At 67.8% G+C, this 17,123-nt stretch carries 17 protein-coding genes and 1 tRNA gene; 14 read left to right on the top strand and 4 right to left on the bottom strand.

All coding sequences use genetic code 11. The features are described from left to right. The first annotated feature begins 156 nt into the window (after positions 1-156). From JHY01_RS03465 to JHY01_RS03490, 6 genes are all read left to right on the top strand, one after another. Entirely contained in the window at positions 157-1,890 is a 1,734-nt protein-coding gene (locus JHY01_RS03465; RefSeq protein WP_205324207.1) for an ABC transporter family substrate-binding protein, read from the top strand. Positions 1,891-2,146: 256 nt separating this feature from the next. After that, positions 2,147-3,172 carry an ABC transporter permease gene (locus tag JHY01_RS03470; protein ID WP_205324208.1) on the top strand — a complete coding sequence of 342 codons (1,026 nt, stop codon included), beginning with the start codon at positions 2,147-2,149 and terminating at the stop codon, positions 3,170-3,172. Beyond that, a complete protein-coding gene (locus JHY01_RS03475; RefSeq protein WP_205324209.1) occupies positions 3,165-4,076 on the top strand; it encodes an ABC transporter permease in 912 nt (303 codons plus the stop codon). The genes JHY01_RS03470 and JHY01_RS03475 overlap by 8 nt, the downstream gene beginning before the upstream one ends. A 2-nt stretch (positions 4,077-4,078) precedes the next feature. Continuing rightward, the gene (locus tag JHY01_RS03480) at positions 4,079-5,221 is read left to right on the top strand and encodes an ABC transporter ATP-binding protein (RefSeq protein WP_205324210.1); all 1,143 of its coding nucleotides are present in this window, start codon (positions 4,079-4,081) and stop codon (positions 5,219-5,221) included. 5 nt (positions 5,222-5,226) lie between these two features. Next, entirely contained in the window at positions 5,227-6,261 is a 1,035-nt protein-coding gene (locus JHY01_RS03485) for an ABC transporter ATP-binding protein (protein ID WP_205324372.1), read from the top strand. A gap of 103 nt (positions 6,262-6,364) precedes the next feature. Beyond that, on the top strand, positions 6,365-6,883 hold the full coding sequence (locus JHY01_RS03490; protein ID WP_205324211.1) for a hypothetical protein: 519 nt from the start codon (positions 6,365-6,367) through the stop codon (positions 6,881-6,883). 29 nt (positions 6,884-6,912) lie between these two features. On the opposite strand, the gene JHY01_RS03495 is transcribed toward JHY01_RS03490, so the two are convergent. From JHY01_RS03495 to JHY01_RS03505, 3 genes are all read right to left on the bottom strand, one after another. Beyond that, positions 6,913-7,284 carry a hypothetical protein gene (locus tag JHY01_RS03495; protein WP_205324212.1) on the bottom strand — a complete coding sequence of 124 codons (372 nt, stop codon included), beginning with the start codon at positions 7,282-7,284 and terminating at the stop codon, positions 6,913-6,915. Positions 7,285-7,725: 441 nt separating this feature from the next. After that, positions 7,726-8,160, bottom strand: coding sequence for an HNH endonuclease signature motif containing protein (locus JHY01_RS03500; protein WP_205324213.1), 435 nt, complete (start codon positions 8,158-8,160; stop codon positions 7,726-7,728). 432 nt (positions 8,161-8,592) lie between these two features. Next, the gene (locus JHY01_RS03505) at positions 8,593-9,003 is read right to left on the bottom strand and encodes a hypothetical protein (protein WP_205324214.1); all 411 of its coding nucleotides are present in this window, start codon (positions 9,001-9,003) and stop codon (positions 8,593-8,595) included. A 65-nt stretch (positions 9,004-9,068) separates the two neighbouring features. Here JHY01_RS03505 and JHY01_RS03510 point away from each other — a divergent pair, with 65 nt between their 5' ends. The 7 genes from JHY01_RS03510 to JHY01_RS03540 all read left to right on the top strand — a co-directional run bounded on the left by JHY01_RS03510 (position 9,069) and on the right by JHY01_RS03540 (position 13,597). Continuing rightward, positions 9,069-9,242: a hypothetical protein gene (locus JHY01_RS03510; RefSeq protein ID WP_205324215.1), complete on the top strand. Its 174-nt coding sequence runs from the start codon at positions 9,069-9,071 to the stop codon at positions 9,240-9,242. Between the two features lie 128 nt (positions 9,243-9,370). After that, positions 9,371-9,453, top strand: a tRNA-Leu gene (locus tag JHY01_RS03515). A 372-nt stretch (positions 9,454-9,825) separates the two neighbouring features. Continuing rightward, positions 9,826-11,610, top strand: a complete 1,785-nt coding sequence (locus JHY01_RS03520) for a sensor histidine kinase KdpD (RefSeq protein WP_205324216.1) — start codon at positions 9,826-9,828, stop codon at positions 11,608-11,610. Continuing rightward, the gene (locus JHY01_RS03525) at positions 11,610-12,041 is read left to right on the top strand and encodes a roadblock/LC7 domain-containing protein (protein WP_205324217.1); all 432 of its coding nucleotides are present in this window, start codon (positions 11,610-11,612) and stop codon (positions 12,039-12,041) included. The genes JHY01_RS03520 and JHY01_RS03525 overlap by 1 nt, the downstream gene beginning before the upstream one ends. Further along, on the top strand, positions 12,041-12,412 hold the full coding sequence (locus tag JHY01_RS03530) for a DUF742 domain-containing protein (RefSeq protein ID WP_205324218.1): 372 nt from the start codon (positions 12,041-12,043) through the stop codon (positions 12,410-12,412). Before JHY01_RS03525 ends, JHY01_RS03530 begins: the two co-directional genes overlap by 1 nt. Continuing rightward, positions 12,390-12,992, top strand: a complete 603-nt coding sequence (locus tag JHY01_RS03535; RefSeq protein WP_205324219.1) for an ATP/GTP-binding protein — start codon at positions 12,390-12,392, stop codon at positions 12,990-12,992. Before JHY01_RS03530 ends, JHY01_RS03535 begins: the two co-directional genes overlap by 23 nt. An 11-nt stretch (positions 12,993-13,003) precedes the next feature. Continuing rightward, positions 13,004-13,597, top strand: a complete 594-nt coding sequence (locus JHY01_RS03540; protein ID WP_205324220.1) for a GAF domain-containing protein — start codon at positions 13,004-13,006, stop codon at positions 13,595-13,597. A 78-nt stretch (positions 13,598-13,675) separates the two neighbouring features. Here JHY01_RS03540 and JHY01_RS03545 read toward each other — a convergent pair whose 3' ends face one another. Further along, positions 13,676-14,872: an acyl-CoA dehydrogenase family protein gene (locus tag JHY01_RS03545; RefSeq protein WP_205324221.1), complete on the bottom strand. Its 1,197-nt coding sequence runs from the start codon at positions 14,870-14,872 to the stop codon at positions 13,676-13,678. 384 nt (positions 14,873-15,256) lie between these two features. Between JHY01_RS03545 and JHY01_RS03550 the strand changes: the two genes are divergently transcribed. Next, the gene (locus JHY01_RS03550; RefSeq protein ID WP_205324222.1) at positions 15,257-16,987 is read left to right on the top strand and encodes a bifunctional UDP-sugar hydrolase/5'-nucleotidase; all 1,731 of its coding nucleotides are present in this window, start codon (positions 15,257-15,259) and stop codon (positions 16,985-16,987) included. Positions 16,988-17,123 lie beyond the last annotated feature (136 nt).

Below are 17,123 nucleotides of genomic sequence, written 5' to 3' on the forward strand. Positions count from 1 at the left end.
TCCGAAACCCGGGATTCCCGTGGAAGGCTGTACCTCGCGTCACCCGACCCGCCACCCGATCCGCGCCCGCGCGAGCCCGGCGGCCCGGCCCGGAGCCACCGGCCCACCAAGGTGCTCCCGCCGACCGGTCGGTGACGCAAACCTTCGAGAGGAACCATGAAGCGACACCACAAGGCGGCCGTCGCCGCCCTCGCCTGCACCGCCCTGGTGCTGGCGGGTTGCGGCCAAGGCGAGGACACCACCTCGTCCGGCCTCGACGCGTGCCTCACGGACCCCGCCGACTGCAACGGCGGCGAGCGGGCCGACGGCGGCGAGATCACCTGGGCCCTCGACGGCTCCTGGGGCAGCTGGAACCAGAACACCTCCGAAGGCAACACCGCCTACGTGGCCATGGCGCTCGTCGGCCTGTGGCCCGCCACCGGCCAGTTCGACCCGAACGGCGAGTACATCGTCAACGAGGGCATCTTCGCCGCCGCCCCGGCACTCGTCAAAGAGGACCCGGTGACCGTCGAATACACCCTCAAGGGCGGCGCGAACTGGGGCGACGGCACCGACATCACCGTCGACGACTTCATCTACCACTGGTACGCCACCTCCGGCGACGCGGCGCTCTGCGAGGGCTGCGACCCCGCCAACATCACCCGCGGCTCCCAGATCGAGTCCATCACCGGCGACGACTCCACCGTCACCGTGACCTACAAGGACTCCTACCACTCCGCGGAATGGCAGTACGAGGACGTGCTCTCCGAGCCCGCCCACATCGCCGAGGAGCAGGGCCTCGACTGGCAGAACGACCCGAAGGACATGGCGGCCGCCGAGGACTACTTCGCGATCACGGTCCCCACCTGGTCCAGCGGCCCCTTCAAGATCGCGGACGCGAAGATCGGCGAGCACGTCGTCTACGTGCCCAACGAGGACTGGGCCGGGGAGACCGAGGTGACCCTCGACAAGATCACCTTCCGCGTCATCAACGGCCTCGACAACATCACCACCGCCCTGCGCAACGGCGAGATCGACGGCGCCTCACCGTTCTCGGTCAACGCCGAGACCATCACCCAGCTGCAGGGCGCCGAAGGCCTCGAATACCAGGTCGCGGCCGGGCCCTCGTGGGAGCACATCGACCTGAACACGCAGAACGAGTTCCTCGCCGACCCCGTCCTGCGCCAGGCCGTGTTCACCGCCATCGACCTCGAGAACATCATCGGGCGCACCTACGCGTACGTGCAGTCCGACATCGAGCGCAAGGGCAACCACCTCTTCCGCAACGGCTCCGAGTACTACACGGACCACCTCTCGGCCACCGGCCAGGGCACCGGCGACATCGAGCTCGCCTACGACCTGCTCGCCGAGGCGGGCTACGAGCTCGAGGACGGCGTGCTCCACACCCCCGACGGCGAGCCCGTGGAACTCGACTACCGCTACTCCGAGTCCAAAGAGAACCGCCGCATCACCGGCGAACTCGTCCAGGCCAACCTCGCCGACCTCGGCATCGAGGTCGAGCTGCGGTCCATCCCCGACGCCGACCTCGGCAAGGTCCTCGGCCAGGGCGAATTCGACATGATCGCCTTCGGCTGGAGTTCCGATCCCCTGTTCGTCTCCTCCGCGTCCCAGTACTGGGGGACCGGCTCGGGTTCGAACTTCGGCTCGCTCTCGGACCCCGCGCTCGACGAGCTGATCGGCAAGATCAACGGCACCCTCGACTTCGACGAGGCCGCCGGGTACGCGAACGCCGCGGTCCAGCAGGTCGTCCAAGACGCCTATTCGCTGCCTATCGTGGACACACCGGTCGCGGTCATGCTCTCCGATAGGTTGGTCAACGTCCGCGACAATTGGGCGTCGCAGCAGCGGGCCGCGTACAACATCGCAGAGTGGGGAGTCGAAGGTGAGTGATCATCGGCGACCGCCCGCCCACGACGCCACCGAATGGAGCGTGGCCGCTGAGTGACGTCGAGGAGAAGCCGGGGCGGGGCCGCAGACGCCCCGCCATACGGCGGCAAGAACAGTGTATTTGGAGAAGTGCCAGGGGCTCACGGACCCGGCCGCAGAATGGGGAGTCAGTGAGCCGTAGGAGAAGCCGCGTCGCGACGCGGCGGGACCGGTCGGCAGGCGAACCGGTCCACACCAGAGAAACCGTTAACGAGGCATTATGGTTGTATTCATAATCCGGCGCATCCTGCTGATGATCCCGGTGCTGCTGGGCGCCACTATCTTGTGCTTTGTCCTGGTCGACGTCGCGAACGACCCCGTCCAGGACAAGATCTTCGAGATCTCCCAGTCCACCGGCGAGCCGGTCCCCCAGTCGACCATCGACGCCCTCGAGTCGTCGCTGTACTACGACCGGTCCATCCCCGAGCGCTACTGGATCTGGCTCACCGGCTTCGGTGAGACCAACGGCGACATCGGCCTCCTCCAAGGCGAATGGGGCCCCTCCATCGAGGGCTCCGCCATGGACATCGGCTTCGAGGTCTCGACCCGCTTCTGGATCACCCTCCGGCTGGTCCTGTTCGCGACGCTCGCGTCCATCGGCATCGCCATTCTCTCCGGTGTCGTCAGCGCGGTCAAGCAGTATTCGCGCACCGACTACACCCTGACCTTCCTGGGCTTCCTGTTCCTCGCCATGCCGATCTTCTGGCTCGGCTCGCTGTTCAAGGAAGGCGCGGTGCAGCTGAACAAGATCATCGGCTCCACGTTCTTCCAGACCTACGGCTCCGGCACCACCGGCTTCCGAGGCAACGGCTGGGAGGTCTTCATGGACTCCCTGCCCTTCCTCATCGTGCCGACCCTGGTGCTCATGCTCGGCGGCTACGCCGCGATCTCGCGGTACCAGCGCGCCGCGATGCTCGAGGTCATGAACTCCGACTACGTGCGCCTCGCCCGCGCCAAGGGCGTGCGCAACCGCACCGTCATGCGCCGGCACGCCCTGCGGACCGCGCTCATCCCCGTCGCGACCTTCGCGCCCCTCGCCCTCTCGGGCGCCATGGGCGGCGCGATGGTCACCGAGAGCATCTTCGGCTGGCGCGGCCTGGGCGTGTACTCCCTGGACGCCATCCGGGCCGGCGACACGTTCGCCGTCATGGCCTACGTGCTCATCTCAGGCCTGGTCGTCCTGATCGGCGTCCTGATCTCCGACATCCTGTACGGCGTGCTCGACCCGAGGATCCGCTATGAGTAACACCGCATCGCCCCGCCTCGACGCCGAGGCCATCACCAGCAAGGAGCGCGGCCAGTGGGAGATGGTGGCCCGCCGCTTCTTCCGCCACCGCGCCGCCGTGATCAGCCTCGTGATCTTCATCCTCGTCGTGCTGTTCGCCTACATCGGGCCCTTCCTGTGGAAGTGGGACTACAAGATCCACTCGGAGATCCCCTCATGGGCCGCCCCGAGCCTCGAGCACCCCTTCGGCACCGACAAGGCCGGGCGCGACATGCTCGGCGCGATGATGCAGGCGACCAAGCAGTCGCTCAACGTCGCGCTCGTCGTGGCCATCGGCTCGACCGTCCTCGGCGCGCTCTACGGCGCCGTCGCCGGCTTCTACCGCGGCACGGTCGACTCGATCATGATGCGCTTCCTCGACATCATGTTCGTGATCCCGTTCCTGGTCATCACCGGTGCGCTCGCGGGCGCCATCGACACCAGCGTCCGCTGGTACCACATGGCGATCATCCTCGCGGTCTTCGGATGGACCTCGATCGCGCGCGCCGTGCGCGCCGAGGTGCTATCCCTGAGGGAGAAGGAGTTCATCGAAGCCGCCCGCTCGGCGGGAGGCTCGGACTGGCACATCATCGTGAAGCACCTGATCCCGAACACGATGAGCGTCATCATCGTCTCGGTGACGCTGCAGATCGCCTTCGCCATCCTGTCGGAGACGACCCTGTCCTTCCTCGGTCTGGGCATCCAGAGCCCCGACACGTCGCTGGGCCTCCTCATCGAGGCGGCGGGCGCGTCGGCGTTCAACGAGCACTGGTACCTGTTCTACATCCCGGGTCTCATGATCATTCTCATCGCGCTCACCATCAACTTCATCGGTGACGGCCTGCGCGACGCGATGGACCCGCGGCAGACGATGGTGAGGCGATAGCGTTGACGAACATCTCAGTCGGCACCAACGGCGCCCAGCGCTCCGCGGGAGCCAAGGGCGACATCGTCCTCGAGGTCAACGACCTCAACGTCGCGTTCCCGACCGAGGACGGGCTCGTGCACGCCGTCCGCGGCGTCTCCTACGAGCTGCGCCGCGGTCAGAGCCTCGGCATCGTCGGCGAGTCCGGCTCCGGCAAGTCGGTGACCTCCATGGCGATCATGGGCCTCCTGCCCAAGACCGCCCAGATCACCGGCTCCGCCAAGCTCGAGGGCGAAGAGCTCCTCGGCCTCGGCGACGCCGAGCTCTCCCGCATCCGCGGCAAGAAGATCTCCATGATCTTCCAGGACCCGCTCACCAGCCTCAACCCGGTCTACACGGTCGGCTTCCAGCTCGCCGAGGCCATCCGCGTCCACTACCCGGACGTGAACAAGGCCGAGGCCCGCAAACGCTGCATCGACCTGCTCGACTCGGTCGGCATCCCGAACCCGCAGCAGCGGGTGGACGCCTACCCGCACGAGCTCTCCGGCGGTATGCGCCAGCGCGTGGTCATCGCCATCGCGATGGCCAACAACCCGGACGTCATCATCGCCGACGAGCCCACCACGGCCCTCGACGTGACGGTCCAGGCCCAGGTCCTCGAGGCCCTGGAGAAGGCCCGCGAAGAGGTCAACGCGGCGCTCATCCTCATCACCCACGACCTCGGGGTCATCGCCGGGCACACCGACGACGTCCTCGTCATGTACGCGGGCAAGCCGGTCGAGCAGGGCACCGTGGACGAGATCTTCTACGAGCCGCGCATGCCCTACACGCTGGGCCTGATCGGATCGCTCCCGCGCATGGACGAGGACCGGGGCCACCGCCTCACCCCCGTCCACGGCACGCCGCCGTCGATGCTCAACCTGCCGCCGGGCTGCCCGTTCCGCCCGCGCTGCCCCATGCACCAGGACATCTGCGCGGAGGTCGAGCCGGACCTGCTGCCGGTGAACTCGTCCGGGCACGTCTCGGCCTGCCATTTCCAGGACCAGCTCGAGGGCAAGGCCCCCGACGACGTGTTCTCGCCCGTGGCCACCGACCTGTCGGTCGAAGCGGAAGTCGAAGCCGCTGAAGCCGAGGCCGCCGCGCACCACGAGGAGGAGGAGAAGTGAACGCCATGCTCGACACTCCGCAGACCGCGGCGAGCCCGGTCATCGCCGGGAAGAACCTGGTCAAGGAGTTCCCCGTGCGCTCCAAGGGGATCCTCCGCCGCAAGGTCGGCGCGGTCCACGCCGTCTCGGGCGTGACGCTCGAGATCGGCCAGACCGAGACCCTCGCGCTCGTCGGCGAGTCCGGCTGCGGCAAGTCCACGACCGCGCGGCTGATGATGAACCTCATCCCGCCGACCTCGGGCGAGATCCTCTACGAGGGCCGCGACCTGACGAAGCTCTCGCGCAACCAGATGCGGCCCATCCGCCGGGACCTCCAGCTGGTGTTCCAGGACCCGATGGCCTCGCTCGACCCGCGCATGACGGTCTTCGAGATCATCGCCGAGCCGCTCCGCGTGCACAACATGTTCAAGAACGGCGGCCGCGACCGGGTGAACAGCCTGATCGAGATCGTCGGCCTGAACCCGGAGCACCGGAACCGGTACCCGCACGAGTTCTCGGGCGGGCAGCGGCAGCGCATCGGCATCGCCCGCGCGCTCGCCCTGCAGCCGAAGGTCCTCATGCTCGACGAGCCGGTGTCGGCCCTCGACGTGTCGATCCAGGCCGGCGTCATCAACCTGCTGGAGGACCTGCAGGACGAGCTCGGGCTGTCGTACCTGTTCGTCTCGCACGACCTTTCGGTGGTGCGGCACATCGCCGACAAGGTCGCCGTCATGTACCTCGGCAAGATCGTCGAGGAGGGCACCACCGACCAGCTCTTCGCCGGTCCGGCCCACCCGTACACGCAGGCGCTCATGTCGGCGATCCCGCTCCCGGACCCGCGCAAGGAGCGGACCCGCGAGCGCATCGTCCTCCAGGGCGACGTGCCGAGTCCCTCGAACCCGCCGTCGGGCTGCCGGTTCCGCACCCGCTGCCCGCTGTTCAAGGAGCTGGGGGAGGCGGAGCAGGCCAAGTGCATCGACGTCGAACCGCTCCTGCGCTCCGACCACGCGGGCCAGACCCGCGCGGCCTGCCACTACGCCGAGCCGAAGCAGCTCGTCTAGCGAACGCATCGCAGGGCCGCCCCGCCGCCACCGGCGGGGCGGCCCCGTCTCTTTCCGCCTCATCGGTTCGCGCGCCCCGGCCGTCCAGTGCGAGACTTCGACCATGACCGCATCTGCCAGCGCCACCGTGTCCGCCCTGCTCGCCGAACTCGGCGACCGGTGGGCGACGCCCGAGAAGATCGCCGCCGTCCGGGAACGCCTCATCGCGGACCTCCCCGGCTGGCAGCTCCCCGCCGCTTACGGGCTCGGGATCTACGACGTCTCGGGCGAGCTCGTGTTCGGCCTGAAGAACGTCGGCGAGCACCCGCTTCCGGCGGTCGTGATGGCGACGATCCTCGGCCACGAGGGCGGCTCGAAATCATACGAGGTGAACGCGGCGACCCTGCAGCAGGCGATCCGCCTCCTCGAACCGGCAGAGGCCTGCAAGGCCTACGACCACCCGAACCTGGCGGAGTGGAAGAAGATCCTGAGACTGCTGAAGGGCGACCGGCAGTTGGAGGCGAAGATGGTGTTCGTCGCCGACTTCGCCGACTGGCGCGACGACGACGATGTTGACGACCTGTGCGAGGCCGTCTACTACGCCGCCGAGTCCGACCGCAAAAAGGGACCGGACCGCGGCTGAGCCCGCGGTCCGGCCTTGCGCGACTCAGGTCAGTCGACGTAGTACCCCTGCATGCAGCCGACGTGCGCGAAGCCCCACGTGTCGTGCCAGTCCACCACGACCCAGACCTTCGACCAGGACCCGCAGGTCGTGTGCTTGCCGCCGTCGGTGAACGGCGAGCACCAGGTCCCGTCGACCCAGGTCCCGGCCGGGATGGGCGGGCCGATCTGCCCCGCGGTCGCGTTCGGGAACTCGCGCACCGCGGTCGGCACGCTGAACGCGGCGCTGCAGTACACGCTCTCGGTGTCCTCGGCCGCCTGAACCACAGGCGCTTCGGACCCGACCGGCCCCGCCGCAGCGGGAGCGGCCCACGCCGCACCGATCGCCAGGGCAGCGGCCGCACTGGCCAGAATTCGTCGCATTTGACCACCTCGTTGTAGGACGACAATGCCGCTCCATGCTTGCAGCGGAGAGGGTGCCGCGTGGCCGGAACCGGTGCGGTCGGGATTGTCGGAAAGACGATAGGCGCGACCTCCCGATTCGAGCCGCATGCGGGCTCAGGGTCGGTGCGAGCCGGGGTTCGGTCGGGCAGCGACATCGAGGTGAGGGAGGGGCGGGCCCGGACTGGGCCCTCCGGCTTGACGGGGCGCGGACCTGGCGCCTCCGGCGCCGTCTCGCAGCCTGGGGAACCTTTCTTCTCTGGACATGCTGAGGGGCCCGGTCCCCCTTGGGAATCGGATTGCACCGGCTTTGACCTGCGCTCCCCTCAGCGGTCGCCCGCTGAGGGCAGGTTCAGAACGGAGGGCCGCCCGGGTCTTCCCGGAGGACCACCGGGGTCGCGGGCCTCGCCAGGGCCACCTCGATCACCTTGCAGGCCTTGACTTCTGCGGCATCGGATTCCCGGAACTTCTCCCGGGTTCGCGCGATGCTCGCTTCCATGCGCTTGTGGGCGAACCAGACGCATACTCATCGAGTTGACGCTTCAGGCTCCGAGAGAACGCTTCGGCGGCCTGCCCGTTCGGAAGATCGGCATCGGCTTCCCATTCGGCATCCGCAGCGCCGGTGCGCCTGTGGCGGATCACCACCTGACCGGGTCCGGTCTTCGTAATGTCCCATTTGCCCGTGTGGATCCTGCCGTGGTGGAATCGGCAGAGCAGGATCAGGTTCTCAGCGGTGGTCGAGCCGCCGTCCGCCCAGTGCTCCAGGTGATGCGCTTCGGTCCAAGAGATCGGAGCCCGGCAGCCGGCCCAGGCGCAACCCCCGGGCTGCTCGAGCTCCAGCTTGTGGCGGAGCGTCACGTCGGGGAGGCGCTTCGCCCGGCCCAGTTCGATGGCTTCGCCAGTGCTGTAGTCGAAGACCGAGGGGATGACCCCGGCTTCGCAGGTGAGCAGGCGGGCCTTGGAGACGGCGATCGTCTTGCCGTCGAGGTTCGGGAGCCGCCCGGTCTTCTCACCGCGAAGGGTCTCGACATCGCAGGTGAGGTGCAGAGTGGCGGTGTGGCCGTGCCGCTCGGGAGCCGAAGGGTCGGTGCCCTAGGCGGCCGCCATCTGGTGCAGCGCTTCTGCATTGCGCCCGGAGGCGCGGGGGAGCAGACCGTCTTCGTCGGCCTCGTCCTGGCGGGGAGGGGGAACGGCGGGCGAGCAGGGACTGCTGGTCGAAGAGCTCCGCGCAGATGCGGTCGAGGTGCTCGGCGAGTTCGGGGCGGGTGGAGTGGATGCAGTATTCCCGGATCAGCTCCTGGGCGTGGCGCAAAAGTCTGCTCCGTAAGGGGACTCGACCGGGGCGGGGTAGGGAACCCGGGAGTGCGCGGCCAGCCCTTCTCGCTCCAGGCGGCGCACGGCGTAGGCGATGGCGTCGATGCGGGCGGCCCCGGCGAGGGCGGCCTCGGTGAGGTGCTTGAACCTGGGAGCCAGGCGGGCGATGGAGGCGATCTGACCGGCGCAGGCTTCATTGAGATTGAAGGACTCCTTGATCCAGTCGCGAATGCCGGAGAAGCCGTCGCATTCTTTGTGGAGCCCTTGGGAGGTGTAGGTGATGACCGCTTGCAGGAGATTGACCTCGACTGCGGGGAGCCGATCGGCGAGGAAGTCGATCCGAGGGTGCAGGGCGGCGGCCCGTGTGTTCCGATCTGTGCCATTCATCCTGCTCGCCCCCTCCGGAGTTATCCGATTTCGGTATTGGTGTCACCACCCAAAAGAATGAATGTATGTCCATAAGGGATTTCACGGCGCTGCTCGATCGCTTCGATTCCAGCCTGCAGGCCGGAATCGGAGAGGTGCCGCTTGCTGCCGGTTCGTCGCTGCCGCTTGAACCTTGTGTACACATCATTGAAATCCGCAGTGGGACAATGGAAGCACTCGCACCCGTCACTGCCGCCTGAGCCGCAAGGCGAACAGACCGGCGACTGTCGGAATCACGACACTTTGGCGTTCGCAGAGGTGAAGGGCCCCAAGGCAGAACTTGGGGGGTCCACCGCGCCCGGATTCCCGCTAGCGTGGCAGCATACGGGCCCGAGTGGTGGAATCTGGTAGACACAGTCGGCTTAAAACCGGCCGTCGTGAGACTTGCGGGTTCAAATCCCGTCTCGGGCACGGAGGTGGGATCGACTTGTAGGCCAAGGGGATCGGACGGAGGGGGGCCGTCCGGCCCTGGAGTGGCGTTCCTCGCATTCCCGGCATCGCCGTCCGAACGGGTGATCGCCCTCCGGCGGCGGGAAATCCTCACAATTCGTGTCCACACCGTCGTTGACCTGCTCCGTTAGGTCTGTGAACCGGGAGTTTCAGGCTCGGTACGGACTGCATCGACAGGTTGACTGCGCAGGGCCGCCGTGCTATCCAGGGAGGCGAGCGCTGATACCATTCTGTCGAAACAGCCGGTGGGGACATGGCTTTCCCTTCTGCTGCAACGACCTTTGTCACTTCCCGGTATCGCGGAAGCCGTAGGCCAGTGTCGTGAGGATGGCGATGCCCGAAACACCTCTGTCCACAACCCATACTTTCCAGCCCACCGGTCCGCCTCCCCTCCCTTCCGGACCCAATGCCGAAGAGGGAGCTCGGGAGTCGGCCGATGTCAAGGCCCGACTGCTGCGCATCGCGCTGCTGCCGCTCGTCGCCGCCGTGCTCCTCGGCGTCGGCGTGGTGGTCTTCTACAACCTGGCCCCATCAGACGGTCCCTCATGGACCGCGCCACTCGTGCTCGGCCTCGCCGCGGTCTTCATCGCGCTCGTGGCCTACCTGTCCGCCGGTGCCGCCTCCAAGGTCGACGCCGACCTGGGCCGTCAGGTGCTCGCGGTCCGTCGGGCCACGGTCGAGACGCACTACAAGGTCTGGCAGGTCCTCGACGATCTGCAGCGGGATCTGCCCGCCGACCAGCGATGGTCCGTTCCGCTCCCCAACCCCTCCGCCAACGCCTCCACCACCAGCGAGGCGGTGCGGCTCCTGGCCGCGGAGGCCCGGCAGCTCCGTGCGGCCGCGGAGGCGGTCGCGGCGCGAAGCGGGCGCACCGCGCCGCAAGCGCCGGCCCGCAATCCGAAGCCGACGATGACCTCGGGCCCGATCGACGCGGTGAGCGCGCATTCGCGCGTGGGCATCTTCGTGAACCTCGCCCGGCGCCTGCAATCACTGGTGCACCGGGAGATCGAGCAGCTCGACGAACTCGAGAACCAGGTGGAGGACCCTGATCTCCTCAAGGGCCTGTTCTCGGTCGACCACTTGGCGACGCGCATCCGACGCCACGCCGAGAACCTGGCGGTCCTGGGCGGTGCGACCTCGCACCGGCAGTGGTCGCGGCCGGTCAACGTCTACGAAGCGCTCCGCAGCGCCGTCGCGGAGGTGGAGCAGTACGCCCGGGTGAAGCTGGTGCGCCCCATCGACGGCACCCTCAAGGGCCACGCGGTCGCCGACGTCATCCACCTCGTGGCGGAACTGGTGGAGAACGCGACGACGTTCTCGGCGCCGAACACGCAGGTGCTCATCCGGGTCGCCCGCGTGCGCACGGGCCTGGCCGTGGAGGTCGAGGACCGCGGCCTGGGCATGGAAGCGCACGAACGGGACCGGTTCAACAAGATGCTGGCGACGCCGGACCAGGTGGACCTGGACGAGCTGCTCGCGGACGGCCGCATCGGCCTGTACGTGGTCTCGTCGCTGGCGCACCGCCATGAGTTGACGGTGCAGTTGCAGTCCAACATCTTCGGCGGCACGCAGGCGATCCTGGTGATCCCCGAGGTGCTGCTGGGCGACGACACGCCGAAGGCCCCCGCGCCGCGTGAGCTGCCCGCGCCGCCGCCGGTGCAGGCGATGCCGGTGCGCCAGCCGGGGGCGGGGGCGCAGTCGCCGCATCTTCCCTCAGTGCAGTTGCGCCCCTTGCCGACCGCGGGTACCCGCCACTACGGTGGGTCTGTGCCTCAAGCTCGCATGGACGGTCCGGTCAACGGCCACAGCACAGCAGCCATGAGGGTCGACACCGGTGCCCTGCCGGTGACGGCCGAGATCCCCGAGGTGGATCCCGATCGCCCGGTCGGGCGCGGCTTCGATGCTGACGCCCGCCCGGAGCTTCCCAAGCGCTCCAAGCAGACGCACTTGGCGCCGCAACTGCGCGATGCCCCGCAGCAGGGGATGCGGGGTTCGGAGACGGGCCACGACCCGGGTCTGATGAAGGCGTTCCAGCAGGGCCAACAGCGCGCGGACATCGCTCCGCAGATCCCCGCATCCGATGGTTCCGTTTCTCCGTACAGGAATGAGGATTTCTAATGGCAGGCGACGAGGCAGGCGCGCAATCAGATCTCAGCTGGCTGCTGGCCGGGCTGGTGAGGAAGGTTCCGCACACGCGAAGCGCACTCCTGCTGTCCTCGGACGGTATCAAGAAGGCGTTCCACGGCATGGGCGTCGACCAGGCCGACCAGCTCTCGGCGATCGCGTCGGGCATGTTCTCGCTGGCGCGCAGCGCGGGCGTCCAGTTCGGTTCGTCGGCGGGCGTCCGCCAGGTGGTGGCGGAGCTCGACGACACACTGCTGTTCGTGTCGACCGCGGGCCAGGGCGCCGTCCTGGCGGTGGCGGCGGGCCGCGAGGCGGACGCGGGCGTCCTCGGCTACGAGATGTCCATTCTGGTCAAGAGCGTGCGCCCGTACCTCGAGACGCCAGTGCGCAGGACCGCGGCCGCCAGTGGTGAAATGGTCGGCTGATGGCCGATTTCGAGCATCAGCCGCTGCTCGACGACGATGCGGGGCCGCTGGTGCGGCCCTACACCGTCTCGAACGGCCGCACCGCGCCGACGAAGAAGATGGACCTGCTGTCGCTGGTCCGATCGACTGGGCAGATGCGGCCGGCGCAGCTGGAGGCCGAGCACGCCGAGACGCTGCTCCTGTGCCGGGAGCCGATCTCGGTCGCCGAGGTCTCGGCGCACATGCGCCTGCCGGCGATGGTCATCAAGGTCTTGCTCTCCGACCTCGTCGACTGCGGAGCGATCATCACCCACGCTCCCGACCCGGCCGTCGACCCCACCGACCAAACCGTATTGGAGGCACTCCTCAATGGCCTACAACGGCGACTCTGACAGCTCGCCCGCACAACAACAAGCCCTGCCCACCGCCATCAAGCTGCTCGTCGCCGGGGGCTTCGGCGTCGGCAAGACCACCTTCGTCGGGGCGGTCTCGGAGATCGAGCCGCTGAGCACCGAGGAGACCATCACGATGGCCTCGATCGGCACGGACGACCTCACCGGCGTCGGGGACAAGGTGACGACGACGGTGGCGTTGGACTTCGGCCGCATCACGCTCGACCGGCAGCACATCCTGTACCTGTTCGGCACGCCCGGCCAGGACCGGTTCTGGTTCATGTGGAACGAGCTCTCGGACGGGGCCTTCGGCGCGGTGGTGCTGGCGGACACGCGGCGCCTGGAGGACTGCTTTCCGGCGCTGGACTTCTTCGAGCGGCGCGGCACGCCGTTCATCGTGGCGGTCAACGAGTTCGAGACCGGCTTCCACTATGAGCCGGAAGAAGTCAGGGCCGCACTGGACCTCAAACCGAATATCCCGATCGTCTGCTGCGACGCACGCGATCCACGTTCCGCGACCTTGGTGCTGGTCACTCTGACCAAGCACCTGATATCGGCCGCTGCTTTCAGCGTCCGGTGAAGGAGCCCAGCATGTCCAATCCCGAGAACGAGTTCCGACTCACGATCACACCCGACGACCCGGGAGCCACCGAGCGGGCCAAGCGCCTGCGCGACTTGGGGATCGGCAACCTGCCCGACCCCGAGTTCGATGAGCTCGCCCAGGAGCTGACCAAGCTCACCGGTGCGCCTTACGCGATGGTGAACTTCATCGACGAGGAGCACCAGTACTTCGCGGGCCTCGCGGCCCCGACTCCGGACGCGGCCAGCCAGGCGATCGCGGGGGCCTCCGACGCCCCCGAGGTGGGCCGGGAGATGGACCGCGACCACGGCTACTGCCCGCACGTGGTGGTGCGCGGCAAGGCCCTCGTCCTGGGGGACGTGTGCGACTACCCCCGGTTCGCGGGGAACCCGGTGGTCGACAAGATCGGCATCCGCTCCTATCTGGGGGCGCCGCTGATCGACGACGAGGGGAACACGTTGGGGACGGTGTGCGTGGTCGACACCGAGACCCACGACTGGGGCCGTCCGGGTCTGGAGATCATCAAGGGCATGGCCGCCAAGGTGATGGACCGGATCCGGGAGCGCAATGCCGGGATCCAGTCCGACAACTCCACGCAAGGGTGAACGAATGAGGAGGCGGCTGACGCTGCCTCCTCGTTTCCGCGAGAGCGATCTTCCGGCCGATCCTCCGGATTTCGCGCTCTAGTGCACCGCGACCGCCTCGCCGTTGACGATGCGCTCGGACCACTGGCCCTTGGTCCGTCCCATCGCCGCCTCGGCGAGGCGCAGGCGCTGCACGTCGGAAGTGCCTGCGGGCGCGAAGATGTGGTACGCGTCCCGCAGGAACCGCTCGATCGGCCGCTCGGTGGTGAGCCCGATCGCGGCGTGGATCTCCATCGCCTCGCGTGCGGAGTCCAATGCGGACTCCACGTTGACGAGCTTGGCGTTCATCAGCTCGATGTCGCAGGGCATGCCCCGGTCGAGCAGGTGCACCGCATGGTAGGCGGTGATCCTGGCCGTCATGAGCCGTGAGGTGATCTGCCCGATCTTCTGTTTGATGTTGTCGAGTTCGGCGATCGGCCTCCCGTACAGCTCCCGTTGGGACGCATAGGCGACGGTCTCGTCGAGAATCGCCTGGTGGATGCCGAGCGACACCGCCGTCAGGTTGGAGCGTCCGTAGAGGATCGAGGACGAGTAGGCCACCGAGAGGCCCTGGCCCTCGTCGCCGAGCCGGTTCGTGGCCGGCACCCGGCAGTTCTCGAACAGGAGCTCTCCGAAGCTGAACCCGTGTAGGCCCATCGTGGACTGCTGCGGGGCCAGCGCGAACCCGGGCCGGTCGGACTCGACGAGGAACGCCGTGAGTCCCTTGGGGCCGTCGCCGGTGCGCACGACCACGCCGTGGAGGTCCCCGACATGGCTGTTGCCGACGAAGACCTTGTGGCCGTTGAGGATGTAGTCGTCGCCGTCGCGTACGGCCTGGGCGCGCATGCCGAGCACGTGGCCGCCGGAGGCGGATTCGGTGACGGCGATGGTGGGGAGGCAGTCGCCGTAGGCGACCTTGGGCAGCCAGGCCTTCTTCTGCTCGTCGGAGCCGAAGTGGAGGATCTTGGCGACCCCGAGCTGGGAGGCCTGCACCATCGCACCCATGGCGCCGGAGACCCGGGCCAGTTCCTCGATGATGATGGTCTTCGCCAAGTGCCCCATGCCCATCCCGCCGTAGTCGACGGGGATGGTGACACCGAGCCAGCCTTGGGCGGCGATGAGGCGGGAGAGCTCGTGGTGGACGGTCTTCTGGGTTTCCATCTCGGGGACGCGCGGGAGCACTTCGCGTTCGGCGAAGGCCCGGACCTCGGCTCTGAGGGCGTCGTGCTGTTCATTGGTGAAGTAACCGGTCGTCAACGGGTAACCCCCTGTGGGCGTCTCGCTCGCCTATGACCGCTCCGCAGCAGTCCCCACCAGTGACGAGCTGTATATGCGAGTTGTATTCGCAGTGACTGTAGCAACCGTTTTCGGATGGGGCAAGGATCGACAATGTGGACACAGGGTTGTGACGGGTCAGTAACAAGCTCCTGTGCTGCAAGGGATCACGTGCGCAAACGTGGGTCCCGTATTGCGAGAGTGAGGGTGCGCGAACTGTCGCCGTGTGCTACGGACGAGTGGCGCTTACTGTTATCCGGGCGTTGTGAAGGCGTTATGCTGCGTTGACTCGGGCGCAATCGTCCCATGATTGGATCAGCTTGGGGCAACCCCGGCCCGCCATCCATCGACCCCCAACGGAGTGCCATGTACACCATCAGAAGGAAGCGCCGCGCCGTGGCCGTCGTCGGCGCCGCCGCGCTCGCCGCGACCACGCTCGCCGTCGGCGCCTGGTCGGCCAGCGCCGGGCAGCAGGACCGCCACCGCGAGGTCGACCTCCAGCTGCTGGCCCTCAACGACTTCCACGGCTACATCGAGGCCAGTGCCTCCAACACCTACCCGATCGACGGCGTCAACACGCCCGTGGGCGGCGCCGAGTACCTGGCGACCCACCTGGAGCAGGCCCGTGACGGCGAGCGGTACTCGACGACGGTGGCGGCGGGCGACCTCATCGGCGCCAGCCCGTTCCTGTCGGCCGTGTACGACGACGAGCCGACGATCGAGTCCCTGAACGCGATGGGCGTCGAGGTCTCCTCGGTCGGCAACCACGAGTTCGACGCCGGTATCGACGAGTTGAACCGCATCATCGAGGGCGACGAGGACTTCGAGGGCGCCGCGTTCCCGTACCTCGGCGCGAACGTCGTCGACGAGGCGACCGGCAAGCCCGTTCTGGACCCGTACTGGGTCAAGGACTTCGGGCGCGGCATCAAGGTCGGCTTCATCGGCATGACCCTCGAGGGCACGGGTGACATCGTCTCCCAGTCCGGCATCGAGGGCCTGGAGTTCACCGACGAGGTCGAGACCGCGAACAAGTACGCCAAGGAGCTCAGGCGCAGGGGCGTCAACGCGATCGTGGTGCTGCTGCACGAGGGCGGCGTCCCGGTCGCCGAGGACACCGGCCACGAGTGCGAGTCGCTCGACGGCACGGCGGTCGGCATGTCCGGCCCGATCGTGGACATCGCCGAGACGATGACCCCGCTCGTCGACGTCATGGTCACCGGCCACACCCACAACGAGTACGTGTGCTCGGTGCCCGACCCGGCCGGGAACCCGCGCATGATCACCTCCGCGTCCTCGTACGGCCGCGTGTTCACGCAGATCGACGCCACGTACGACAGGCGCACCAAGGACATCGTGCGCTCCTCGGTGACCGGTTCGAACACGGTCGTCACCCGCGACGTCGACCCGAACGGAGAGCAGCGGGACCTCATCGCCTCCTACACCGGCGACGGCTACGACGAGGTCGCCAACCGCCTCATCTGCTACATCGCCGAGGACATCAAGCGCGGCCAGACCCGCGCCGAGGAGTTCCCGCTCGGCAGCCTCATCGCGGACGCCCAGCTGTGGAGCACCGCGAGCGCCGACACCGGCGGGGCCGAGATCGCGCTCATGAACCCCGGCGGCGTCCGTCAGGACCTCCTCCACAGCGCCGGGAACCCCGGCGAGGTCACGTACAAAGAGGTCTTCGAGGTCCAGCCGTTCTCGAACTACGTGGTCACCCTCGACCTGACCGGCGCGCAGATCCTCGCCGGCCTGCAGCAGCAGCTGCCGAGCGAGGCCCGCTCGACGACGCTGCAGCTGCAGGTCTCCGAGGGCTTCACGTACACATGGGACAAGACGAAGACCGGCGCCGACCAGATCGTGGCCGATTCGCTCATGCTCGACGGCGAGCCGATCGTCATGGACCAGACCTACCGGGTGACGATGAACTCGTTCCTCGCCGACGGCGGCGACTCGTTCACCGCGTTCAAGGACGGCACGAACCGCCTCTTCGGCGCGCTCGATGTGGACGCGTTCGAGGACTACCTCGCCGAGTTCGGCACGGCCGAGGCGCCGCTCGAGGCGCCGGAGCTCGGCCGGGTCACAGTGATCTCTTAGCTACCTAAGAACATTCACAGCGGCGGAGCAGGGAATGCTCCGCCGCTGTGTCGTGTTTCCGGCAATGACCGGATAAGCTCAGAACCACCCTTGAAACTCCGACGGAGGACCGCAGGTCATGGCAATGCAGAGCAGG

Source organism: Glycomyces sp. YM15 (assembly GCF_016918015.1).
Classification (GTDB): Bacteria; Actinomycetota; Actinomycetes; order Mycobacteriales; family Micromonosporaceae; genus Glycomyces.